General features: G+C 34.9%; 23 protein-coding genes. 19 read left to right on the top strand and 4 right to left on the bottom strand.

Annotation, left to right across the window (positions count from 1 at the left end; genetic code table 11):
* Positions 1-7 precede the first annotated feature (7 nt).
* Positions 8-1,132, top strand: a complete 1,125-nt coding sequence (locus Q0371_RS12630; protein WP_298471643.1) for a glycosyltransferase — start codon at positions 8-10, stop codon at positions 1,130-1,132.
* Complete coding sequence (locus Q0371_RS12625) at positions 1,125-1,658, top strand: glycosyl-4,4'-diaponeurosporenoate acyltransferase (RefSeq protein ID WP_298471641.1); 534 nt, start codon at positions 1,125-1,127, stop codon at positions 1,656-1,658. Before Q0371_RS12630 ends, Q0371_RS12625 begins: the two co-directional genes overlap by 8 nt.
* A 74-nt stretch (positions 1,659-1,732) precedes the next feature.
* Here Q0371_RS12625 and dhaK read toward each other — a convergent pair whose 3' ends face one another.
* Complete coding sequence (dhaK, locus tag Q0371_RS12620; protein WP_298471638.1) at positions 1,733-3,484, bottom strand: dihydroxyacetone kinase subunit DhaK; 1,752 nt, start codon at positions 3,482-3,484, stop codon at positions 1,733-1,735.
* A 189-nt stretch (positions 3,485-3,673) separates the two neighbouring features.
* Between dhaK and Q0371_RS12615 the strand changes: the two genes are divergently transcribed.
* The 3 genes from Q0371_RS12615 to Q0371_RS12605 all read left to right on the top strand — a co-directional run bounded on the left by Q0371_RS12615 (position 3,674) and on the right by Q0371_RS12605 (position 8,354).
* On the top strand, positions 3,674-4,897 hold the full coding sequence (locus Q0371_RS12615) for a DUF819 family protein (RefSeq protein ID WP_298471635.1): 1,224 nt from the start codon (positions 3,674-3,676) through the stop codon (positions 4,895-4,897).
* 626 nt (positions 4,898-5,523) lie between these two features.
* Positions 5,524-6,705, top strand: a complete 1,182-nt coding sequence (locus Q0371_RS12610; RefSeq protein WP_251553427.1) for a nucleoside transporter C-terminal domain-containing protein — start codon at positions 5,524-5,526, stop codon at positions 6,703-6,705.
* A 401-nt stretch (positions 6,706-7,106) separates the two neighbouring features.
* Positions 7,107-8,354 (top strand): dicarboxylate/amino acid:cation symporter, encoded by a 1,248-nt coding sequence (locus Q0371_RS12605; RefSeq protein ID WP_298471632.1) that lies wholly within the window; start codon positions 7,107-7,109, stop codon positions 8,352-8,354.
* A 75-nt stretch (positions 8,355-8,429) separates the two neighbouring features.
* Here Q0371_RS12605 and Q0371_RS12600 read toward each other — a convergent pair whose 3' ends face one another.
* Positions 8,430-9,434, bottom strand: coding sequence for a hypothetical protein (locus tag Q0371_RS12600; protein ID WP_298471629.1), 1,005 nt, complete (start codon positions 9,432-9,434; stop codon positions 8,430-8,432).
* A 232-nt stretch (positions 9,435-9,666) separates the two neighbouring features.
* Here Q0371_RS12600 and Q0371_RS12595 point away from each other — a divergent pair, with 232 nt between their 5' ends.
* From Q0371_RS12595 to Q0371_RS12565, 7 genes are all read left to right on the top strand, one after another.
* On the top strand, positions 9,667-10,572 hold the full coding sequence (locus tag Q0371_RS12595; RefSeq protein ID WP_298471626.1) for an HNH endonuclease: 906 nt from the start codon (positions 9,667-9,669) through the stop codon (positions 10,570-10,572).
* Between the two features lie 308 nt (positions 10,573-10,880).
* Positions 10,881-11,333, top strand: a complete 453-nt coding sequence (locus Q0371_RS12590; protein ID WP_298471624.1) for a hypothetical protein — start codon at positions 10,881-10,883, stop codon at positions 11,331-11,333.
* Between the two features lie 23 nt (positions 11,334-11,356).
* On the top strand, positions 11,357-12,226 hold the full coding sequence (locus Q0371_RS12585; RefSeq protein WP_298471622.1) for a tetratricopeptide repeat protein: 870 nt from the start codon (positions 11,357-11,359) through the stop codon (positions 12,224-12,226).
* Positions 12,227-12,230: 4 nt separating this feature from the next.
* Entirely contained in the window at positions 12,231-13,499 is a 1,269-nt protein-coding gene (locus Q0371_RS12580; RefSeq protein ID WP_298471619.1) for an ATP-binding protein, read from the top strand.
* Positions 13,500-13,644: 145 nt separating this feature from the next.
* The gene (locus tag Q0371_RS12575) at positions 13,645-14,250 is read left to right on the top strand and encodes a YitT family protein (protein ID WP_298471616.1); all 606 of its coding nucleotides are present in this window, start codon (positions 13,645-13,647) and stop codon (positions 14,248-14,250) included.
* A 136-nt stretch (positions 14,251-14,386) separates the two neighbouring features.
* Positions 14,387-15,982 carry an amidohydrolase gene (locus Q0371_RS12570; RefSeq protein ID WP_298471614.1) on the top strand — a complete coding sequence of 532 codons (1,596 nt, stop codon included), beginning with the start codon at positions 14,387-14,389 and terminating at the stop codon, positions 15,980-15,982.
* 20 nt (positions 15,983-16,002) lie between these two features.
* Positions 16,003-17,463 (top strand): amino acid carrier protein, encoded by a 1,461-nt coding sequence (locus Q0371_RS12565; RefSeq protein WP_169361021.1) that lies wholly within the window; start codon positions 16,003-16,005, stop codon positions 17,461-17,463.
* Positions 17,464-17,522: 59 nt separating this feature from the next.
* On the opposite strand, the gene Q0371_RS12560 is transcribed toward Q0371_RS12565, so the two are convergent.
* Complete coding sequence (locus Q0371_RS12560; protein WP_169359843.1) at positions 17,523-17,918, bottom strand: pyrimidine dimer DNA glycosylase/endonuclease V; 396 nt, start codon at positions 17,916-17,918, stop codon at positions 17,523-17,525.
* Positions 17,919-18,229: 311 nt separating this feature from the next.
* Between Q0371_RS12560 and Q0371_RS12555 the strand changes: the two genes are divergently transcribed.
* Positions 18,230-18,520, top strand: coding sequence for a hypothetical protein (locus Q0371_RS12555; RefSeq protein WP_298471611.1), 291 nt, complete (start codon positions 18,230-18,232; stop codon positions 18,518-18,520).
* Positions 18,521-18,642: 122 nt separating this feature from the next.
* Here the strand turns inward: Q0371_RS12555 and Q0371_RS12550 are convergent, their stop codons facing one another.
* The gene (locus Q0371_RS12550) at positions 18,643-19,473 is read right to left on the bottom strand and encodes a Ku protein (RefSeq protein ID WP_298471609.1); all 831 of its coding nucleotides are present in this window, start codon (positions 19,471-19,473) and stop codon (positions 18,643-18,645) included.
* An 86-nt stretch (positions 19,474-19,559) separates the two neighbouring features.
* Here Q0371_RS12550 and Q0371_RS12545 point away from each other — a divergent pair, with 86 nt between their 5' ends.
* The 6 genes from Q0371_RS12545 (at position 19,560) to Q0371_RS12520 (ending at position 25,158) form a co-directional block, all read left to right on the top strand.
* A complete protein-coding gene (locus tag Q0371_RS12545; RefSeq protein ID WP_298471606.1) occupies positions 19,560-21,416 on the top strand; it encodes a DNA ligase D in 1,857 nt (618 codons plus the stop codon).
* 118 nt (positions 21,417-21,534) lie between these two features.
* Entirely contained in the window at positions 21,535-21,765 is a 231-nt protein-coding gene (locus Q0371_RS12540; RefSeq protein ID WP_298471603.1) for a KGG domain-containing protein, read from the top strand.
* Between the two features lie 141 nt (positions 21,766-21,906).
* Positions 21,907-22,122, top strand: a complete 216-nt coding sequence (locus Q0371_RS12535) for a KGG domain-containing protein (RefSeq protein ID WP_298471600.1) — start codon at positions 21,907-21,909, stop codon at positions 22,120-22,122.
* 504 nt (positions 22,123-22,626) lie between these two features.
* Positions 22,627-23,184 carry an integrase gene (locus Q0371_RS12530; RefSeq protein WP_298471598.1) on the top strand — a complete coding sequence of 186 codons (558 nt, stop codon included), beginning with the start codon at positions 22,627-22,629 and terminating at the stop codon, positions 23,182-23,184.
* Positions 23,185-23,299: 115 nt separating this feature from the next.
* Positions 23,300-23,467 carry a hypothetical protein gene (locus tag Q0371_RS12525; RefSeq protein WP_298471596.1) on the top strand — a complete coding sequence of 56 codons (168 nt, stop codon included), beginning with the start codon at positions 23,300-23,302 and terminating at the stop codon, positions 23,465-23,467.
* A 695-nt stretch (positions 23,468-24,162) separates the two neighbouring features.
* Positions 24,163-25,158, top strand: coding sequence for a DUF3196 family protein (locus tag Q0371_RS12520; RefSeq protein WP_169359851.1), 996 nt, complete (start codon positions 24,163-24,165; stop codon positions 25,156-25,158).
* Positions 25,159-25,217 lie beyond the last annotated feature (59 nt).

Genomic DNA, 25,217 nt, shown 5'->3' with positions numbered 1-25,217 from the left:
TGGGCTTATGTTACAGTTACTTTTTATGATTATAGTTGCTTTTCTCATCCTAGCAATGGTTTGTGGTGTTCTGATGCTTTGGAAAATCCCAGTACCGGGACAAATAAAAGAAGAACTATCTGGAAACCCTTCTATAACAGTTATCATTCCAGCAAGAAATGAAGAAGGTCGCTTACAGCCATTGCTAGAATCATTACAAAAACAGTCTCTAAAGCCGAAGGAAATTATTGTTGTTGATGATGAATCCACTGACAGGACAGTACAAATTGCGAATGAATTTGGAGGCAGGGTTATACAAACCCATGAGGGAGACCTTAGCTGGAAGGGAAAATCTGCGGCTTGCTGGATCGGCTCAAAGGCTGCAACTGGAGATTGGTTATTATTTTTGGATGCTGACACAAGGCTGGAGCATGAGAATAGTTTAAAAACTCTAGCATTAAATTATCAGTCGCAAGGAGCGAGTGGAATTTTATCAGTCCAGCCTTATCACAAGGTTAATAAGCTGTATGAAAACTTTTCTGCCATTTTTAATATTATTGTGATAACTGGCATGAATGTCTTTACTGTGTGGAGTACTCGATTGGAAAGTGCTGGAGCATTCGGTCCCTGTATTCTTACATCCCGAAAGGACTATATGGATGCTGGAGGACATTTTGTTGTTGGTGAAGCGATTATGGATGATTTTGAGCTTGCGAAGGCTTTTAAAAAAATTGGTATACCAGTGCGATGTATTAGCGGTAGAGGAGTACTTAACTTTCAAATGTATCCGGAAGGCATGAACTCATTAATAGAAGGATGGACAAAAAATTTTGGTACTGCCTCTCGGTCTACGCATCCACTTGTAATGTCGTTAATAAGTACTTGGATCAGTGGAAGCTTTCTTCCCATTGCATTACTGATATTAGGATTTTATATTGGTTCTGTCTCATGGATTGCTATTGCCTGTATTTGTTATGTAGGATTTATGATACAAGTCTATTTAATGGCACGCCGTACTGGTAACTTTAGATTTTATGTATTTATAATTTATCCAATATTATTTTTCTTTTTTATTGGAATCTTTTCCTGGTCACTGGTGCGAACAAAGCTGTTTCGTACGGTTACTTGGAAGGGTAGAAAAATAAATGTATAAGGGGAATCCAATACAGCTGGTAGAGTTACCTATAATGGAAACTATTTTAATAGATATAGTAGCATGGACTTTTTTTCATATAGCTATATCGCTTTGCATGGCGGCTATTCCTTCAAGTAAATTTGAAAATGATAATAATTTATATCGTATTAGAGAATGGGAAAAATCAAATCAGCTATGGTCACGACTTTTCCAAGTTAAAAAATGGAAGCATCTGATACCAGATGGAACAAAAATCATCCAAAAGGGCTTTGAGAAAAAGAGTCTTATAAGTAAAAATAGGGATTACCTTTTCAAGTTTTTAATAGAGTCAAGAAGGGCAGAACTAACCCATTGGCTATCCATCTTACCTTCCATTTTCTTTTTTCTTTGGAATCCTTTGTGGGCAGGATGGGTCATGGTTCTGTATGCCTTTTTATTCAATGGTCCAATTATAATCGCACAACGGTATAACCGTAATCGATTAGAGAGAATCTTATCTAGTAAGAGAAAAAGCGTAGTAAAAAGAGAAAAAGTATTGAATTGATTACCAATGTAAAAATATAAAGAATATAATTTAAAACGACCTATCCTCCTTATGGAGAGATAGGTCGTTTATAGTTATTTGATAGAGTTGGAAAGCTCGGTAAAGATTACTCCTAACCCATAGGCTCCTGCATCAGGGTAACCGAGGCTTCGTTCACCTACTGTGCCTGCTCGTCCCATACGAGCTACAATGTCTTTTGTCTTTTCGGCACCTTCAACTGCAGCAGCAGCTCCTTGTTCAAAGGCTTTTTTAAATGTTTTTTCTGTAGAGACACTATCCATCCAAGACTCTACACAAGGTATTAAAGCATCGATCAGTGTCTTATCTCCAACCTCTGCACCTCGCCCAAAGGAACGTTCTCCAGTAGTTTGAATTCCTTTTACAGCTTCCTGGAGCATGTCAGCGAACTCAGCTATAGACAAGTCATTCTTACCCATTGTTGCTTTTCCAGCCGCTCTAAATGCAGATCCCCAAATAGGTCCTGATGCTCCTCCGCAATATTCCATAATTACTAGGGAACAACTGTGTAAAAACGATCCGATGTTTAGGTCACGCTGCTGAATAATGTCATTCCATTCTCTTTTCAATTGCTTAAAACCTTTAGCCACACTCATCCCAAAATCACCGTCTCCAGCATGGGAATCTAATTCGCAGAAAGGCACCTCGTTTTGTATAATAACTTCACTCATTTTGTCTATTAAGTAAATCATGTTGTGTAAGTTTAATTTTTCATTCTGTATTACCGCATAGTCTTCATCCGTTTCAGTTTTAAAGGATACGAGCTTATCTGTCTTTTCCTCTAACACTTCCGTATATTCAATTGGATCAACTGGTCCGTCTACTTTAAAGGCTGGTGTGTCACTAGGTTTTGAAAGTAATTCCTTTAGTTCATCATCTAATTTTAGAAATGTTAGAGAAGCCCCGGCCATATCGATGCTCGTCATATAATTGCCTACGAACATGCGATTCACTTTAATGTTCTTTTGTGATAGTACTCGCGTAACGGAGTTGTTTAACAAGTACAATTCTTGTAAAGGAGTTGCTCCAAAGCCATTTACTAATACTGCAATTTCATCCTCTTCGTTAATACCTAAATCTTTTATAAGGTCAGTGGTCATTCGATCTGCTAGCTCATCCGCAGAAAGCATTTTTTCTCGTTTTATACCAGGCTCTCCATGAATACCTACACCGTATTCTATTTCGTCATCAGCTAATTTAAAGGTTGGTGTTCCTTTTGCAGGCACGGTACAAGATGTAAAAGCTACACCAATGCTCCGTACGTTAGTTGCAGCTTTTTCGGCCACAATTTTGACTTCATTTAAATCTTTACCTTCCGCTGCAGCAGCTCCGGCTAATTTGTGTACAAAAACAGTACCAGCAACTCCTCGTCTTCCTACTGTATACAAGCTGTCTTCTACAGCAATATCATCGTCTACCTTCACATAGTCCACTTGTATACCATCTTCTTTGGCTAAAGCAGCTCCATTTTTAAAATTCATCATATCACCGCTATAGTTTTTGATGATCATTAAAAGACCTTTTTCACCAGCTGTTGCCTTAATAGCTTGGTACACTTGGATTTGAGAAGGGGAGGCAAATACATCTCCGCAAACAGCAGCATCTAGCATGCCTTTGCCTACAAATCCAGCGTGTGCATGCTCATGTCCGCTACCTCCACCACTAATTAAGCTAACTTTGTTATGATCAATCGTTTTCTTTTTAATAATTTTATACTTCTTTAAAAATTCTAGCTCTGGATGTGCTAGGACTAATCCGTTACACATTTCCATCACCATATTCTCGGGTTGGTTCATAAATTTTTTCATTATGTATAGCTCCTCATTTAATTATCTTCATTGATGTAGCACAGTAAATTATAATACATCCTTTAAAAGCTATCCAATGTTTCGATATGGTATATATTTTGAAAATTTAAATATTAATAATATAATAGATTAAAAGAAAGGGGCATTGTTTAAGAATAAATAAAATAATTTTTAAGTAGGGAGGATAACATGAGTAATACATTAATCCAAGCGGATGATACGCTTACACTGTGGGGAATCATTATTATCGTGGCTTCATTAAGTATCTTTTTAGAGCAGAGGTTCAGCTGGGCAGCTAAAATAACTGGAGCCATTATCGCATTATTGATTGCTATACTACTCTCTAATACAGGCATCATACCAACGGAATCAGCTGTTTATGATTCGGTATGGACTATAATTGTTCCTCTTGCTATACCACTGCTCCTTTTTCATGTAAATATCAAGAAGCTATTTAAAGAAAGTGGCAGGCTTTTAATGATTTTCTTAATAAGCTCCATTGGGACTGTTGCTGGAACGATTATTGCATTTTTTATATTAAAGGAACATATACCACTGCTTGATAAGCTAGCTGGAATGTTTAGTGCTAGTTATATAGGAGGTGGAGTTAACTTTGCAGCTATGTCTGCTAAGTTTGAAACACCTGGTGAGCTTGTATCTTCTGCAGTAGTTGCTGATAATTTGAACATGGCACTTTTATTTGTCATCTTAATGATTATTCCTACCATGCAATTTTTCCGTAAAAAGTATAAGACACCTCATATTGATGAGTTAGAATCCCAAGGAAATAATGATAAGGATAATCTAGCAAAGACTTATTGGAAGCCTAAGGAGATATCTCTAAAGGATATAGCTATGTCAGTTGGTATAGCATTTGCATTAGTTATTTTAGCTAAAAAGGTGTCTATATGGTTTGATTCGCTTATTCCTTCGGGAGAAAACGTCAATTTCCTTTTAAACCTATTAAACGGCTTAATAGGAGATCAGTATTTATTGTTAACAACCTTTACTTTCCTTGCACTATTATTATTTCCAAAATTCTTTGATTCTTTAAGAGGTAGCCAAGAAATTGGTACTTATCTTATCCATATTTTCTTTGTTGTAATAGGAATTCCCGCATCCATACCATTAATTATTGATAATGCTCCTTTGTTGTTAGTTTTTGCTTTTATCATTGTAGCTATCAATCTTACTATTTCTTTAGTAGGAGCGAAGGTATTCAAATTCGAATTAGAAGAAACACTGCTAGCTGTAAATGCCAATATTGGCGGACCTACAACAGCTGCAGCTCTAGCAATAGCAAAGGGCTGGAGCAATTTAGTAGGACCAATCTTAATAGTTGGGACACTAGGATATATTATTGGGAATTATGTGGGGACTTTTTTAGGAATTTGGTTTAGCAGTTTTATGTAGGATTATTAAGGTGAAGATATGCGAGCAAGCCGTAAAATTTTAAAATATATTGTGGTAATACCTTCCTGATAAACACTGAAATATTGAAGAATATTACTATTAACTTCCATTAGAAAGAGTGAGTTTAATAAAAACTCCTTCTTTCTTTTTTTTGTGGAGAGAAATATGTCCTATATCAGTTTCTATAAAATAGAAATTACTATCAATGTATAGTTCTAAATACACATTTCAATAGAAATTTTAGAATATTGGGGATTTAGTTGTTTTAAAAATTTTAAAATATTAATTATTTGACTAAAATAATATTTTCAATGTAGAATGACAAAACGAGTAAAAGTGCTAGAAGTATCACAGAGGAAGCACAACAAGTAATGTTAAAATATTATTTTGAAAGCGTTTTTGTTTCCTAATTTTAATAGATGATTCGAATCAAATAAGACATTCATTCTATGAAAAAAGAAGTAATTCACAGGATTTTGAAAGCGGTCCCAATAACATTTTCTAAAATTATTTAGAACTCACTCTGTACTTCTTTAGAAAGAGACTTTAGTGCTTTTGCGAACTAACAACATACAACAAGTAATCGTTGTTGAAAATAAAAATAAGAAAAAATTGAGGTAGAGAGAATGTCAATTTTAATTGGAATACTGGGGTTAGTTGTAGTCTTTGGCTTAGCTTATCTAATCAGTAATAATAAGAAAGCAATTAATTATAGAGCTGTTGGAGTTATGTTAGTTCTTCAAGTCGTTTTAACATTAATTATGTTTAAAACTACAATCGGATTAACTGTTATAGAAGGTATTGGGAATGGGTTTACAAAAGTCATTAACATTGGACGAGAAGGAGTTAACTTTGTAGTAGGTGGATGGGTGCCAGAGGGAGGATCCGTATTCTTTATAAATGTATTAGTGATCCTGATCTTTACATCTATGTTACTTTCAGTTTTAACTTACCTACGCGTTCTACCAATTATTATCAAGTATTTAGGTGGATTCTTATCTAAGATTACAGGTTTGTCTCGAGTGAGTACTTTCCATGCGGTAAATAATATTTTCTTCGGTCAATCAGAAGGAATCTTAGCTATCAAATCGCATGTGCTTAAGATGGATAAGAATAAGTTGTTTGTCATGGCAATTACGTCTATGGCATCTGCATCCGCATCAATAATGGGTTCATATATTACGATGCTGCCAGCGAAATACGTTCTAGGTGCTATGGCTTTAAATGCTTTATCAGGTTTAATCATTGGTATAATCATTGCTCCAGATTCTTCGAAAGAAGAGGAGGTTATTGACATCAAGGAAGCATCACAGGCTAAATCCTTGTTTGAGTCTATCTCAATGGGTGCTTTAGATGGTGGTAGAGTAGCATTAATCGTTGCTGCTATGCTTGTTGCTTATGTTGGTTTAATGGCGTTAATAGATGCAGGGTTCCAAGCTGCAGTCGGTATCACATTTACTGAAATCTTAGGATATGTATTTGCTCCAATTGCTTGGTTAATGGGTGTTCCTGCAAGCGAGATTTTAATAGCAGGTCAAACGATGGGTACTAAGCTTGCAACAAATGAATTCGTAGCAATGCTACAATTCAGAGATCAAATTCCTAACCTTTCTGAGAAAACAGTTGCGGTAGTTTCTGTATTCTTGATTAGTTTTGCGAATTTTAGTTCTATCGGTATTGTCAGCGGTTCTCTTCAAGCAATCAATGGTGAGAAAGCGTCTATCATTTCAAAACATGGTCTTAAGTTATTAGTCGCTTCTACTATGGTATCTTTCCTGACAGCAACTTTAGTCGGTATCTTTATTTAAATTACATTTTAAATAGCGTCACTCTCTTTATTGGGAATGATGCTATTTTAGTATAAAAGGTTAGTAGGGACAAAGTAAGAACAGGTATTTTTTTCTTAAATCTAGTGAGCTAAAAATTAATTAAGACTTTTTATTATATTAGGATTAGATTAGTTCATTTTGTGGAATATAAAATGAAGTTAAGAAATAATAAAAATTTATTAGCTAAACATGCAATCTAATTTGCCGGGCATTTTATTTTTAGAGAATATCGAATATTTAATCAGAAATACATAATATCATTTGATTAGTACTTAATAGTTTATCTACTCATTCGATTGGAAATACGATTACTCTAAGTTAGCGCAAAGCATAATTCATGCTAATAAGTTTTTTATATAATATTAGTAAAGGGTGATCAGATGAAATTAGCAACTAAGATATTGTGGGCTTTAGTATTAGGTGCAATTGTTGGGGTAATATTAAACATAACCTCGCCAGAGTTATTTGAAAATGCGGATAATTTTTTATTTACCCCATTAGGAACTATCTTTTTAAACTTAATTAAAATGTTGATTGTTCCTCTTGTATTTTTCTCGATTGTAGTTGGAGTTGCCAATATCGGGGATCCTAAATCATTAGGACGTATGGGTGCAAAGGCGATGATTTTCTTTTTATGCACTACAGCTTTGGCAATCTCGATTGGAATTGCTCTAGCATTAATTTTACAACCAGGTAGTAGTGGGAATTTTGAAACAGAGGCAGTAGATTATGAGGCTACAAAAGCACCTCCAGTTTCAGAAACTTTACTTGGCATCATCCCAGCAAATCCAATTGACGCTATGGCTAGTGGTGACATGCTGCAAATCATTTTCTTTGCTGTATTTATAGGCTTAGGGATCAGTTATCTGGGAAGCAAAGTAGAGATTGTACAGAGATTTATGGAGCAGGCAAATGAACTTATGATGTTTTTAGTTACGCTTGTTATGAAGTTTGCTCCAATCGGAACATTTGGTTTAATCGCATCAGCTGTAGGCAAACAAGGCTTAGATGCTTTAAAGGTAATGTTTATGTATATGGTGGTTGTTCTTCTAGCCTTGGCTGTTCATGCAATAGTTGTCTATGGAGCCTCTCTGAAGTTCTTAGCTAAGCAAAACCCATTAAAGGTTATAAAGGAATACTTGCCTGCTTTAACTGTTGCATTCAGTACTTCTAGCAGTAGTGCAACATTACCCGTCTCTATGGAAATTGCTCAAAAAAGATTAGGTGTACCAAAAGGGATTAGTAGCTTTGTCCAACCCTTGGGTGCGACTATTAATATGGATGGAACGGCAATCATGCAAGGTGTAGCTACAATTTTTATTGCTCAGGTATATGGTGTAGATTTAACATTTATTCAAATGCTTACGGTTGTTCTAACTGCTGTTCTTGCATCGATTGGCACGGCAGCTGTGCCGGGGGCTGGTATGATTATGCTAGCTATGGTTTTGGAGTCTGTTAACTTACCAGTAGAAGGAATCGCTTTAATTTTAGGTATTGACCGTTTACTTGATATGACAAGAACGATGATAAATTGTACAGGTGATTTAACTTGTACATTATATGTAGCGGAAAGTGAAAAGAAATATGAAAAGTCGGATGCTATCCAACCGACAGAGACGATTCAATAATATTGAAAAGGCTATCTAAGAGATGAACCTACTCACCTCTTAGATAGCCTTTTTTATAAACAACATAGCTTTTCTTTAAAGCTCTTCTTGGAAGTAAATCTTGTAGAATTTTCGATTGGTCACTTCATCATAGCCAACCTCAATCAGCTGTTCAACTTGCTCGATATCTCTAACATTCACTTGTATTTCAATATTAGAATCTAGCTTGATTTTACGCTTATAATTCTTTTCAATCTTAGCAATCGCACTTTCTGAAATAACAGTTTCAAATGGTTTTACTGAATTTATAATAATATCCTTTTGGACTTGATCCGCTTTTTCAAAAACCGTTTCTATATATTCGTCTACTTCAAATGCTTCTTCATTTCTAAAGTAATCGAGTGTCTTATTAAGAAGTCCAAGCTTTTCTGTATTCGTAAAGCTTTCTTCTTTTACGATATATTTTTTGCACTCTGTTAAAGCAAGACTAGTTTTTTGGAAGTGCTCGTCGGCGACTCTAATATTTAAAAAACGTTCCTGCCAGTAAACAACATCTTCCTTTTTCTTCGTTTTCATAAAAACAGCTGGTGGTGATTCTGCACCCATATCCAGGATTACTGCTATGTTGTTTATTTTCTTTACGTTTATACCATCTACACCGTTTACAATAACTTTTTCCTGATCATTTTTGATGTCTAAATACATTTCTTTTTCATCGATTTTAACGATGGAAATAGCTCTTTTAGCTTCTGTATTCCATATGCAGTTTTCAAATAGTCCGATAAATAATTCACCGTTTTTAATATTAGGATGCTGGGACACACTTTGTAAATGAACTGCTATATTCTTGGATTGCTCTAGGAAGCTATTTTTATTTTCAAAGATAGCTTTTACATATGTGTATACTTCGTTTAATCCTAAATCTGTTTGGTGGAAAAAATCATATTGTTGTTCAAAATCCACTTTGTTAAATGCTAGCTGAGTGAACGCTGCTTCTAGCATAACCTCAGGCTGGAGATAAGCTTCGTCACCTAAAATGAGTGAATCTCCTGCATAATGCACTATATATTGATCTAACTTACTTTCATTTACTTCTAACACTTCTTCACCTTCTAAATTTAATTTCTAGATATTCTACCTTATCATATTATAGTAGTTATTTTCATAAATTTTTTCACTTCATTTTGTTATGAATGGAAGAGCTGTTATATATATGCTGTTTCGAACTTTTTTAATAATCTAACTAAAATTGGAAGAGGTATTAGCCTATAATATTTTGTTGTTTTTTTGCTATAATATTTGTAACGGTTTATTGGAGAGTAGAGGTATTTATATGAATTTTTATATTGTCATGCAAGGACAAACGTATATAGAAGAAAAACAGCATAGTATTATTTGGTCCAAACAGGTTGATAAAAGTGGGATGCGCCCACCGTTTTGGGAGCGTATGAAGGAAGTGCAAGCAGGGGACTGTATTTTCCATTATGTAAAAGGTGACATTGTGGCAGTTAGTATTGCTAAAAGAGATTACTACGAGGCAGTTAATCCTTATGACGAGGAATATCAAAAAAAGGGCTATCTAGTAGAAACATCTTATGAGGAGTTAAATAACCCATTAAGTATTAAGGAATATTTTCAAGAGATAGAGTTATTACTCCCGATAAAGTATTCAGCTTTTCAAGAAAATGGGGATGGGAACCAAGGGTATCTTTATCCCTGTAACGAGCTATTGGCTATCAAGCTTTTAGAGTTAATAGCTGAGATGAATGTAAACCTTGAAAAACAAGAACAGCTTGAATTTGCAATCAGTCCAGTTCTGTTTAAGGAACGTAATCTCCTGCTACAAATCATAGCAATAATGGAGTCAGAGGCAAAGTCAAAAATCCGTAAAGGGAAGCAAAGGTTTAAGCAAGCCCTTTCTCCGATATGGAATAATGAATGTGCTATCTGTAGCATTAATTCTACAGATTTGTTACATGCTTCACCAGCAAAGGCATGGAAAGACAGCACAGAGGAAGAAAAAATGGATCCCTTTAATGGAATCTTGCTTTGCTCTAACCATGATGCATTATATACAAAGGGGTATATTGCATTTGATGGTCAAGGTAAAATCCATATTTCAGACCGCATAAAAGAAACGGATTACGAAAAGTATATGATTCATTCAAAAATACGTATAAAACGACAGGAAGAGCATAAAAAGTATCTTAAGTGGCATAAGAAAAATGTTTTAAAGTAATTAGTCAGCTAGCAGACTGACTAAAACAGTCTGCAATTTATTTGGCTAAGGAGAAATTTAATATTGTTGCTAGCTTTCCATTCTAACAGGATGGAAAGCTATTTTTGTTTTTTCCTATCTTTTTCTAAAAGAAACGACAGAATATTATAGCAATTAAAGCTCGGTAAAATGATTTTTAATGTTCGTATTCTACAGTAAAAATGGGATTTATGAAATTGCTGCACGATTATTATATAAATATTTGACTTTACAATGGAATAAATAGAAAATTATGTATATACCATAAGCAGGAAGGGAGGAAATACTTAATGGAGGGAGATCTTTATTCTCCTAGTTTATCTGGAGAACAAATAGAGGAAACGAAAAGCTATAATTTATCGAGTTTATTTATCGTGGCGGCTCTTGGGCAGCTTGTAGCGATTAGCGCACTCGGTTTACAGAATGCTATTTGGCTTAAAGTAAAAAGGAAGGTTTTGTATACACTTTTAAGCATAATTTCAGTGTTGTTTCTTTTGAAATTTTCTTTAATCTATGCCTATACCCATCAAATGATTGATATTGAAAGGTCTACTTATAGATTAATGGGGAGTGTAATGGCAATCGTCTGCTTCGCAGCTGTTTATAATTTGTTAAAGGGCTCATTTAATTTACATGTGTCTACAAAGGGTGATACGAAGTCACTTGTTGTTCCAGGCACCATTTGGTGTATTACCAGTGTGGCAGTAGAAATGATATTAATCATAACTATTTCTATAATATAGATGCTGGGGAAGGTGACTACAGAATGATTCATAAAGAGATGAGCTCATTTGATGTAATAGAACACTATTTTCAGATGGACCGTTATGAGCAGGTTATAGAAATGCTAGAGGATAATATGGGTGAGCATATTAATAATGAGAAAGCCTGGTATTATCTTGGATACAGTCATTTTCAGCTAAATTCCTTTGATTTAGCTGAAAAAGAAGTGAAAGAAGCTCTACGTTTAGGTATAGATGAGGAATCGGCTTTTCATCTGTTAGGTCTAATCTATTATTCTATGGAAGAGTGGCCGGAGTCTGAAAAAGCATTACTTGAAGCACTTCGATTAAATCCGAATAATGCGGATGTTCATGCTAGCTACGCTTATTTGATGAAAAGTGTAGGTCAAAATAAAAAGGCTTCGAGGTTAATTAGAAAAGCGATTGAATTAGATCCAGAGGACGGACGTATTCAGCGATTACATTATTTAATCGAAGGTGACGAAAAAAAGGAAAAAGATCATTTAGATACCATTCAAACTTATATTAATTCAAATGATAACGAACTGAACAAACTTCTTCACTTAGGGGTAACGGCCAAAAACCGAAACAAAACAAAAGAGGCAGAGGAATATTTTCGCCAGGCATTTGCATTAGATCCGAACAATGAGAAGCTATTAAGGAATCTGCAGGAATTAGAAATTATAAACCATCCGATATTATCTATTAGTCGATGGGCAAATAAAATTGGTATGCACTATACGTGGATTGTTGGGATTGGCGTTTCTATCCTCTTGTTTTCGTTAGATTTTGATACTGCAGGAGGAGCTTTATTTTCCTTATACGTGGTTTTTTGTATTTATATATGGGTATCCGAACCAATAGTGAAGTTATTATTAAAGAAGAGAAGGTGAGTAGGTGGAAAAAATAGCTTGGCTCCATCAAATGGTAGAAAAAGAACCACAGGACCCTCAAGCACATTATTGGCTAGCGAAGGAACAAGCAGAAAATGGGAGTATTTTTGAGGCAGTGCAATCCCTATCTACTGCTCTTTCTTGCTGTGAAGACGACGAGCTTCGAAAGGAAATAATTCAAGAATTATCTATCGTAAGTATGAAATTGAAAGAACCAGTGAGCAATGAAATGGTTGTGACTACTAACGTACAAGAAGATTCGATAGATGTAGAGGAAATGGAAGAAGTAAATGAGGTGCAAATAGTACAAGAAGATTATTTAGTTGATCAGAAAGATAACTTGAGTTTATTAAAGACAAAGTTAAAGGTGATCGATGGAGAGGAGAAGCCTAGGACAGTTCAAAAGAAATCTCACCATGTTACGTTTAAAGATGTTGCTGGGTTAGTGGATCTCAAGAAAACAATCACGCTTCGTATTATTAGTCCTTTTTATAATAAAGGGTTGTTTGCAAAGTTTAAGAAAAAGTCAGGTGGCGGGGTACTGCTTTATGGCCCTCCAGGCTGTGGTAAAACGTTTATCGCAAGAGCAACAGCTGGAGAATGTAAAGCAAATTTCTATCCTGTCCATATAACAGACATCATTGATCCTCACATAGGTGTTAGCGAAAGAAATTTAAAAGGAATCTTCGACAAAGCGCGCTTCCAAAAACCAAGCATTATGTTTTTTGATGAGGTCGATACAATCGGCTTTAGCCGTTCTAAATCCTCTGCCAGTCATAGGGGAATAATCGATACTTTTCTATCTGAAATGGAGGGTATTGATACAAGTACAGATGAAGTGCTTGTCATGGCTGCTACTAACACTCCATGGGATGTAGATAATGCACTCAAGCGCCCTGGAAGATTTGACAGACTCATATTTGTTGCACCCCCAGATGAAGAAGCGAGGAAACAAATCTTTCAGCTTAAACTGAGCGATCGGTATGCGGAAAATATTGATGTAGAGCTGTTAGCCCAAAAAACAGAGTTTTTCTCTGGAGCAGATATTGAAAATGTCATAGAAATAGCAACAGAAAACATCCTTTCCGAAATCTTAACAACAGGAAAAGAAAGACCTCTAAACACAGATGATATGCTTGAGGCATTAAACAATCAGCAGCCTTCCACATTGGATTGGCTACGAACAGCCAAGAATTATGTCCGTTATTCTAATCAGGGTGGATTATATAACGACATAGAAAAGTATCTCCAAAAGCATAGTCGAAGTATATAAACTGGTTTATAATAATTTATTTAAAAAAGAAGGTTAGTAGTGTTTAGATGCTACTAACCTTCTTTTTGTTGAGCACAAATAATTTAGACATGTTGTCCTCCTACTGTACATAAATTAAGTACATATCCAGACAATGGAGGTCCATATGTATTTATTTAAAAAGGGATTAGTAATTATCTTTGGCAGTATTTTTATCGCACTTGGAATAAATATGTTTTTAGTACCCTATGAGATATTAGACGGTGGAGTAATAGGTATAGGGTTAATCTTAAATTATTTATGGGGTTTTAAAACAGGTGCTACTATTATATTTTTTAGTATTCCCATATTTGTAATCGCTTGGTTTAAATACCGTGAGTATTTCTATAATAGTTTGCACGGAATGATTATTTCTTCTTTTTTTATTGATTTACTTAAACCATTCAGTACAATAGTAGTTTTCGATTCTGTTCCAAGTGCTATAGTCGGTGGTTCGATGGTAGGCATCGGGATAGGTTTCATGCTTAGGTATCGGACAAGTACAGGTGGAACGGATTTAATCGCACAGTTTATAAGTGCCAAAACAGGTGTAAATGTAGGGATTAATATCTTTGTAATCGATTCATTAGTTTTGGTAGTGGGAGGACTTTTACTTTCCATGGATTCTTTTCTACTCTCGATTATGACTATATTGTCAGTGGCAATGACTACAAGCCTCATTGCTAGAAAGACAATACCTAAGCCGATTTCCAAGGAAAGCGTAGTACATTAGATTTATCTAAGGTTTTTCTTTCTAGTGCTAATATGCTTTTATTAATCAAAATCACGATAAAAATTCAATAACATATATCTGAATATTAAATAAATTGATAGAATAAAGTATTGACGAAAAAGGGAGGAAAATGTAGATGCGAATAATGTATACTAACGGCAATATTTTTACGATGAACTTGGAGGAACCGCTTGTCCAGTCCATAGTGATAGAAAATGAAAAAATTATAGATTTAGGAACGAATGAGGATATGCTCCTTCAATGGGGAAGAAATCATACGACCGTAATTGATTTGGATGGTAAGTATGTATTTCCAGGAATGATAGACAGTCATTTACATATTTCGAGTGTAGGGATTAATGCACAGGAGTTAGACCTGACTGGAATTGAAACGAAAGAGAAACTACTAAATGTGATTAGTAACAAGGCTAGCTCTATTCAACCTGGTGAATGGATCCTAGGTAGAGGCTGGGATGAAAACATCTTCCCCGACAAGCAAATTCCTTCCATTGAAGAATTAGACTATGTCTCACCGGGCTCCCCATTATTTTTACCAAGAATTTGTGGGCATGCCTTCCTAGTAAATTCAAAGGCTTTAGAGCAAAGTGGGTATCACCCAGATATGACTATTCCTTATGGGGGAACAGTCGTAAAAAGTTTGGAAACAAATAAACCGAATGGATTATTACTTGAGACAGCCTCAGATTTAATTACAGAAAGAATACCAACAAAAAGCTACGATCAGCTCAAAGTTGCTTTAAAGTGGGGCTTAAAGGAAGCTCTAAAATTTGGCATGACAAGTATTCATACGAATGATCCTACATATTTGAATGGTGCTAGGCAAACATACAAGCTCTTTGATGAACTTATCAATCAAGAAGGAATGGGCCCACGAAGTAATCTATTAATGGACTATAAATATCTGGAAGAACTAAAGGATGCCGGTATGTCTGTTGGGTTTGGTAATGATAAGGTGACGATCGGGGCGATAAAGTTTTTTGCTGATGGTGCATTGGGAGGAAGAACAGCGCTTTTATCGGAGCCTTATGCTGACAATCCAGGTAATTATGGAAGCGCGATGTACGATAAGGAAGAGCTTTTGCAACTTATGAAAAATTGTAGAGAATTTAACATGCCAATTGCAGTGCATACCATTGGTGATCAGGCATTAATAGATGTTTTAGATAACCTAGACCAGCTAAAACCAGTTGCTTTTAGAGATAGACTAATACACGTGTCTATTTTAAACAATGAATTAATTGAGCGCCTAGCCAGCCCTCATCGAATAATTGATGTACAACCTAGATTCATAGCAAGTGATTATCCTTGGATTGTCGACCGTGTAGGGGAGACTCGTGCCAATATGTCCTATCCATTTAAAACTTTACTTGAAAGAGGTGTAATCACTGCGGGTAGCTCTGATGCACCAATAGAGCCCTTAAATCCTTTGCTAGGAATTCATGCAGCCGTTACTCGTAAAAAGATAGGAGAAGCACATAATGGCTATAATGAAGCAGAGAAAATTTCCATGTTTCAGGCGTTTAAAATGTTTACTATTGGAGGAGCTTTTGCCACTAATGAAGAACACACCAAAGGATCTTTAGAAAGAGGGAAGTTCGGGGATATGACTGTATTGAACAAAAATCCATTTACTATGGAAAATGCAGATCAACTGTTAGAAACAGAAGTAGAAATGACTATTATTGGCGGAGAAATAAAATATAGAAAATAATAGAATAAGGGGGTTACAGCATGGAAGCATTATTGGAAACGATAGTAGCATGGCTATGGGGTTTACCATTAATATTTACAGTTCTCTTTGTAGGACTCTACTTTACAATAGGAAGTAAATTGTTTCAATTTGGCTATCTGCCTCATATTTTCAAGGTAACTTTCGGGGAACTATTTAAAAAGAAAGATAAATCAGCTGATACAAAGGGTATATTAACGCCATTTCAAGCTGTAAGCACAGCGATAGGAGGGAGCGTCGGAGTAGGAAATATAGGTGGTGTCGCGACCGCTATAGCTATTGGTGGACCCGGTGCAGTCCTGTGGATGTGGTTGACTGCTTTACTAGGGATGATCACGAAGACTGTTGAAGTAACTTTATCGGTCCATTATCGAAATACAGACGAAAAAGGACAGCCATTTGGTGGACCCACTTATTATATGGAGAAGGGCTTAGGAGAAGAGAAAAACTTTAAGTTTTGGAAGATACCTGCCATTCTTTTTGGCATAGGGATATTTACTACATTCTTCATCACGCTTCAAAATTATACGATTTCCGAGGCATTAAGTTCTACGTTTAATATAAGTATGATCCCTGCATCCTTCATTTATCTAGTTCTCATTTATATTATTATTTATGGAGGAATTAAACGGATTGGAGAAATCGCTGGACGACTTGTACCTTTTATGTGTATTTTTTACGTGCTGGCTGGACTATTTATAATTTTAAAAAATTACTCTGAGATTATTCCGGTTTTTTCTTTAATATTTGATAGTGCTTTTAATGGAACTGCCGCAGTAGGTGGGTTCGCTGGAGCAGCAATCGCACAAGTAATTCGCATGGGAGTAGCAAGAGCAGTCTATAGTAATGAGGCTGGATGGGGGACATCCCCAATGATTCACTCTACGGCTAAAACTAGTCATCCGGTTAAACAAGGAATGTGGGGAGCAGTAGAAGTATTTATAGATACTATGATCGTTTGTACAATTACGGCATTTACTATTATTATCACCGGTGCTTGGTCTTCAGGATTAGATGGTGCTGCGTTAACACTGTCGGCTTTTGAGATTGGAATTGGTGAATTTGGCAGATATGTAATCACTATTTCTATTTTCCTCTTCGGTCTAACTACATCTACAGGCTGGTATACGTACTATGAAATTTTGTTAAGACAAGTCTTTGGGGATGAAAAGAAGTTAACGTTAAAATATAAGATTTTGCTTTGGTTTAAATGGCTTTACCCAATACCTGGGTTCCTAATGGTTGTTTATGCTGTGATGTATAACCTGCCTGGGAAGGCGGTATGGTATTTTGCTGATATAACTACAGCGATCCCTACCTTCGTAAACTTAGTTGTCTTACTATTTTTAAGTAAGAAATTCTTTGAGTTATTAAGAGATTACAAGGCTAGATATTTAAATATAGGCGTGGTGGATCCAAACTTTAATGTGTTTTATGAGGATCGTTTGAAGAAGAAAAAATGATTTTCGCCATGGGAGAGAAACACAAATGAAGGTTCAAGGAAACGTGAATGTATTTATATTCACGTTTCCTTTTTGTAAACGGACATTAAGGATTCATACTGTTCAGTATTAAAATCCTTCTGCCCTCGCATAAATTTTTCTTTTAGATTAAAATAACATATCTCTAAATATTCTTTCGTATGATGATGCTCAAATGGATTTGTTAGCGTTTTATAAGAGCGGCCTTCAAAATATTTTTCCATTTTGTCTACTGTACGTATATTTATGTTGCGTTTACGCATTTCCAGTAAGACCAATTGGGTATAAGCAAACAGATCATCTTTAGGGTAGTCATAAATATAGTTTATTAAAATATGGCGATCTTCTTTCGCAAAAATACTGTTTAACTCACGCCATTGTGCCAACAGTTGGGATTTCGGTAAAGAGCTTAGTAAATGTTGGTGCCATAAGCGCAAAAGATAACATCTCCTTTATGAAGTTGACCCTGTGTTAGAAACATTCATGTTATTAAATAATGATAATATTTGAATTTCGTGTTTATTTGCTACAAAGAGAATTGAGATATGGTTTAAAATGTAAAATAACTGTGCTATTATTAGGTGAATGGAGGTGCCGGAATGCCAACAATAGCATTACCTGGTTTTTTATTTACTATTATAGTTCTTGCTTTTATAGCAATCACAGCACTTATTATTATCTTTATGGCTACAAGTAAAACAAAAAAAGGATGACCTTCTAGGTGATCTTAAAGGGGAGATTCATTTAAATGGTTTTAAGAATGCTTTTAGAAATTCTTCGTATCATTTTCATTTTTGCAATCCTTGGTATAATTTTGAGTGGTTTACTAAATGCAATCTATACTAAGTTCGAGGTGGGAACTTATTCTTGGTTAGGTGGCGTGGCGATTTTATTATTACTATTTGTACTATATAGGAATAAACTTCAGTTCTCAGGTTGGTATAAAGGAGAAGGAAGAAAAAAATTACCTAATTCAGTTACTTATGTTATTGCTACAGTGTCAGTTTTTATGATCGTCTCTCCTTTTATTGTAGGTTAAAGGAGTTCCTAAAATCAAACAAAGCCCTCGTAATATATAGAGGGCTTGGGACTAGCTTAAGCTGATAACAATAAATTATGTGTATATTGAATCCAGGAAGTATGCTTTGATATAAAATAAGCTTAAGATGTCTTTGCCTTTGGAGTTCTTTTCCGAGCAGGCGTCTTTTTCTTTTTTGTTTTATCTAAGGAAGCTTGTAACGCTGCCATTAAATCCGTAACATTTGATGTTGCTGCAGGCTGTTGTTTACTGTCCGTTTCAATAGGCGGACTGCTAACTTTTTTCTCTTCGATTAATTCCATAAGTGCAGTGCGGTAATCATCTGTGTATTTTTCAGGGTTAAATTCAGTAGTTAGCTGTTCGACTAATAGCAAGGCAGTTTCTAATTCCTTTTGTACGACTGTTTGGTCAAGTGGGATATTTGGAACGTCTGAAGCCTTTCTCACTTCATCAGGGAAATGAATGGTTTCCATAACGAGCAATTCCTTGTATACACGCACAACTGCTAGCTGTTCTTTAGCTCTTATAATAATTTTAGCTACGCCAATTTTGCCAGATTCCTCTAAAGCTTTTCTTAAAAGGGAGTATGCCTTAGAGCCACCACTGTCAGGAGCTAAAAAATAGCTTTTTTCAAAATAGATAGGATCAATTTCTTCTAGTTTCACAAAATCGATTATTTGTACGGCTTTATCCTCATTTTCCTTTCGCAGCTTTTCAAGTTCCTCTTCATCCAAGACGACAAACTTGTTTTTAGAATACTCGTAAGCCCTCACGATATCTTCAGGTTTCACTTCTTCACTACAGCCCTCACAAACCTTTTTATAGGAAATAGGCTTCATGCATTCCTTATGAAGTTGGCGTAATTTAATATCTTTATTATCAGTTGCAGTATGAAGCTTTACAGGAATATTGACAAGTCCAAAACTGATGCTTCCTTTCCAAACTGTATGCATATGTGTTACACCTGCTTTTCTTTTCCCTTACTATGATATCTTTCGACTGGTTTTATGTATGAGGAAGATAAATTTATCAAAAGCTAATGAAAAAGAAAGGAGGAAAAAATATTAAACCGATGCTTTTAACTCCTAGTGATGAAATTCCTTTAGATAAGGATTGGATATATGAAACTAAATATGATGGTTTTCGATGTATATTAGAATGGTATGAGGAACCTATAATAAAAAGTAGAAATGAGAACGTTCTTAATAAAATGTTTCCAGAAATTATCCAATTTTGTCTTTCTATTCAGGACAAAATAAAACCATACTTACCAATAGTGATGGACGGGGAGATTGTACATTTAGTAAATAATTATAAGAGTAATTTTACAGTCGTTCAAACAAGAGGCAGGATGAGAACTAAAGATGCAATTGAACAGCATGCTGCTAAATTCCCTTGCCATCTTGTTATCTTTGATCTTTTAACTATTAAAGGAGAGGTAGTTAATAACTTGCCACTTGTTGGTCGTAGAGAGAAGCTTAGTACTATGTTTAAGAAACTTAAACTCCCTACTATTAATAGTGAAAGTAATAAACGACTACAAATAATTGAACAAAGTAAAGTGAGTAAACAGCTATGGGGAAAAATTGTAGCTTATAATGGAGAAGGTATGGTTGCAAAGAAAAAGAAGAGTTTTTGGGCAATAGGCAAGCGTTCAACTGATTGGCTAAAAATCAAAAATTGGAAGATTACAACCATCATTTTAACCGCGTTTGATAAAACTAATAATTATTTTTTTGGTGCAATTTATGATCAAGGGTCGTTAATTGAAGTAGTTAACTTTAGTCATGGGCTAAAGGAAGAGGAGCTTCAAACACTTCAATCCTTTTTTTATACAAATGGTCAAGCAGTTGGAAAAAATAAGTGGATTATTGAACCTTCCATATGTGTGGATATTGCTTCTATTGATTTTGACGGTAAAAGCTTAAGAGAACCTAGATTCTATCGTTTTAACTTTGACTGTGAACCGGCCGAGTGCACAAGAAAACAATTTAATTTCCAATTATACTCGATACCCGAAAATGTAAAGGTAACTCATCCAGATAAGCCTCTATGGGTTTCAAATGACATTAGAAAAGAGGACTATCTCTATTATCTTCAACGAGTTTCATCTTATATCATCCCATTTTTAAGAAATAGACTCTTAACTGTAATTCGATATCCTCATGGCACAATAAGAGACGAGCGTTTTTATCAAAAGAATTGGGAGGATAACATTCCTAAATATGTTGAAACAAAACTGGTTGAAGATAATCGGTACGTTATTTGCAACAATATACAAACACTTCTTTGGCTAGGGAATCAGATAGCACTAGAATTTCACATTCCTTTTCAAACAATTGATACAGAGATGCCAACAGAAATAGTCTTTGACTTAGATCCGCCATCCGTTGATTATTTTTGGATGGCAGTCGAAGCAGCTATTAGAATGAAGGCTATTTTTGATGAATTTTCTCTTGTTTCATTTATTAAAACGTCGGGAGGGAAAGGGTTGCAAATCTATATTCCACTACCTAAAGGTATCTTCTCTTATGAGAATACCAGGGTATTTACTAAGTTTGTATGCGATTTTCTGTGTGAGCAGGAGCCAAATCTTTTTACGACGGAACGCATGAAAAAGAATCGAGAAAACAAGCTTTACTTAGATTATGTTCAGCATCATGAAGGAAAGACAATTATTGCTCCTTATTCTACTCGCGGTAATGAAGGCGGATTTGTCGCTACTCCATTATATTGGGAAGAGGTAAATAAGGAGCTGAGTCCTACTTTGTTTACTATTCCAATTGTTTTAGAAAGAGTTAGCAAGTATGGAGATATATTTCATACGTTTAGACACGTAGACAATCAACTTGCATTCAAAAAAGTAATAGAACAGTTAAAAAACATATTATTTTAACTAAATACTTGAGAGGAAGGCACTATTTTAAGGATAAAATGTTTTAGTCTTTAATAGGTGGGAATATGATTAGTGAGCTTGATAGTAGCTCAAAAACAAAGTAAGAGGAGGAATTAATATGGCTAACAACAACCAAAACAATCGCGGAAGAAATAACAATGGAAACATGTCGTTTGAAGAAGCAGGACGTAAAGGCGGGGAAGCTACCTCCAATAATCACGGACAAGAATTCTACGAGGAGATCGGACGTAAAGGCGGAGAAGCCAATTCCGACAACCATGACAAAGACTTTTACAAAGAAATTGGTAAAAAAGGCGGAGAGTCGCGAGGCAACTCCAACAACAATTAAACTCAAGGCTTTATGAATAAACTTAAAATGTTAATCTCTAACTAAAATCCAAGTTCTAAAAACCGAACTAAAAATAATCCGAATGAAATATTAAGAGAATCTAAATAGTGAGTTTTAACTATTACTAGGAGGATGATTTTAATGGCTACAAACAATCGAGGAAACAATAATGGTAAAATGTCTGTAGAAGAAGCAGGACGTAAAGGCGGAGAAGCTACCTCCAATAATCACGGACAAGAATTCTACGAGGAAATCGGACGCAAAGGCGGAGAAGCCACATCCGATAACCATAACAAAGACTTTTATAAGGAAATTGGACGTAAGGGCGGGGAAACTCGTCAACAAGGTAATAACTAATTACTAATTTCTTCAATCTGATATACAAAAAAAAGACCATTTCTGCAATACCCGAGTCGATTATGACTCGGGTATTTTTGGTTATTAGCATATTGTAAATAACAATATATCAGATTTATACACGCAGGTTAAAGGTTTTAAAATAATACTTATAAAGAATTCCTTTTTGTATTCAAAGAAAGAATACTGTTTATTTCCTCGGAAATGATATAAGTATAATTACATCTTAATTAGTCGTCATAACCACATGTTACATAATGTTAGATATAGAATTATAAAAATTAAAAAGAGATCACAACTAGCGTGCCCCTGGACACAGATAAGTGAAAAACACTTCTAATTGCTTATTAAAAAGCATATACAGTTCATTATGTACTTACTTACTTGAATTGTGATTTAAGATTGTATGCAAAAATATTGTAAAATTTTAGTTATTGTTATATAGTATTACTCATTGAAAACTTGTCCTAAGAATAAATACATAAGGGGTAAAAAAGAAACAAAATGACAGATGTTAAAACACAAAATAATATAGAAGAAATAATCCATTCAACAGTGCACTCGGTTAACATGACCATGGAGGTTTATAAAGACAATTCAGGGATTAATATGAGCTACAACTTTATAGGCAATTATATCGGAGTAGATTTGCACAGATTATTTATAGCCATAGAAGAGATGCCTTGCTCTTTAACAATGGAGTTATATGTTAAAATACTAACAATGCATGAGCTAGGTCATGCCATGGATCGTGTTGCATTAATGAATACTCTGGAGCGAACAAAAGAAATTTTTCATATGAAACGAAATCATTCGATAAAAGAAATTTACAATAATTTAGAAATGTTATCTGTGATTTTAGAAGAACATGAAATGAATCTTGTCTTTGAGGAAACAGCCTGGACTAATGCGGAGACACTTAACGAAACATATAAAATAGTAGATCCTGTTCATTTAGAATTTGTTAAAAAACATAGCTTGTCTACCTATATAAATTCATACGAGGCTGATCTTTCTATTTATAACAGTCTTATGGAAGAAAACAATGAACAAATCGCGTAAGTCCTAGTCATCTGTAATCTATATACAGATGGCTTAATTTTTTCTCTAAGGGTTTCACTAATCTCTAAAAGGGAATATATATAGTAAATCCATCTAGAGAAAGAAGGAAATCTTAATGCAACAAAAAAACGAACAAAAAGATATGAGACAACCAAATAGCTTTCAAGAGCAAGGTAATTCTGCTCATCCCAAAGATGAAAAAGATACTAGGCAGCCTAATAGTTTCCAGGAGCAGCCTCCAAATACGGAAAAAAACCACACCCAAAAAGCCAAAGAAAACTAAGACTTTCCGATGAATGATACAATTAGTAGACAAGAAGATAGCTTCAATAAATAAGTGAGTGTTTGAAAGGGTATTCCTTGAAAGAATTATTTAGGGATATCCTTTTATTTTTATATAAAGCTTTGTTAAAGTTATGGGTTTATTATGACTAACATTTCTTATTTATAGTGACTGTTAACTATATATAAGTGACCTTCAAATGACTACTAAAATCATAAATAAATTATGAAATTGGGGTTGGTGACATTTTTCAGCTTTGTTTACGCGAGTAAATTTTTAGCGATTTATAAATAATGCTAAAGCTGTTCCATGTATTGATTGGAACGCCAGACGGCGACTCCTACGGGATGAGTGAGTCAGATAAGACATCACAAATAAGCGCTAGCGATGGGTGATGGCTTATCGCTCACCCCGAGGAAAGCGTCCGGCTGGTGCGAAAAATCAATTTCAATGATTTCTTTACATCATAAATCAACCCTACTCTTTAACGTAGCCTTATATAATAATATGACCCTATCTTAATAACGTAATTTCTCACATAGTTATTTTTATATTAAGTAAAATATGACCAGGCTGGTTTTATTTCTTGTGATTATAAATGAATTACCTTTTTTACAGTTTGTAGTTAGTACATAAGTAAGAGTTAGTATAAAATAATACATATACATAGTGAAAATAAAAGGCGGCGGAATATATTGAAGAAGAAAAAACATAAACTTCAAACAAATGAAAATGTAATTGTGTTTCCGGGAATGGTAGACACATTAATAAGTGATGGGCTTGCCTATGCGGAGGCTAATAATTATGTCAAAGCAGCAGCTTGCTTTGACGAAGCGAAGAAATATGTGGTACTCGATGATGTGATTCTAAGTGTTTATGTGCTTACCTTATTAGAAACTAGGAGGGCCAAAGAGGCAAAGCAAATATGTGAGGGCCTACTAGAAGAGAAATCTCCGGTTTTTGAACAGATAGTAGAGCTTTACTTGACTATATTATTAGATTTAAAGGAGTATTACGAGTTAAATCAAGTGATTAACCGAATTTTAACTGAATATAATTTTTCAGATGAAAGAAAGACCAATTTTAATCAGCTAAAAGATTTAAGTAATCGCCTTGCTAATGAGCAACCGCTTATAGATGATAATGAGGAAACTGCTCTTATACCTATTGAGAAGGAGCAACTTGAGTTAAAAACGTTTAAACAACTAAGCTTTGTTGAACAGGAGCAAATTCTACAGCAAGCTTTTTATAGAGACATCCATTCAGCTATTCCTGAAATTAAGGCAATTGTAGAATATCCTGACGTTTCTCCGACCGTTCAAACACTAGCACTTTTACTATTGGGTAGTGCTGGAATTACAGATACGATCACAATCAGTAAGTTTGGTTTGACTCAGCAGGTAAATCCTTCTTCTCCTCCTCCTCAAACAGGTGTAGATCGAATGGAAGAAATAAATCAGCATGTACAAGAATATCTTCAAAAAGACCCATCTAAGCAAATGCTTACGACGGAGCTTTTACACCGCCATGCCTATGCTCTTTTTCCTTTTGACTGGCAAGGGTACAAAAATGAAGAGGTTGCAATGGCGTACATTGATTTTATTAAAATTATGTTTGGGGAAGAAAACGTGCATTTAAATTCCTTGTTGGAATTTATTGAGACAATAGAAAATTCGATAGAAAAGCCTTAAGTTAATTTCTCGCGTCTTTTAAAGGAATATAAATCTTTATTTCATAAATATAAGAAACT

Origin of the sequence: uncultured Psychrobacillus sp. (assembly GCF_938022135.1) — a bacterium.
Classification (GTDB): Bacteria; Bacillota; Bacilli; order Bacillales_A; family Planococcaceae; genus Psychrobacillus.
This window is presented reverse-complemented; position numbering and strand designations above follow the sequence as displayed.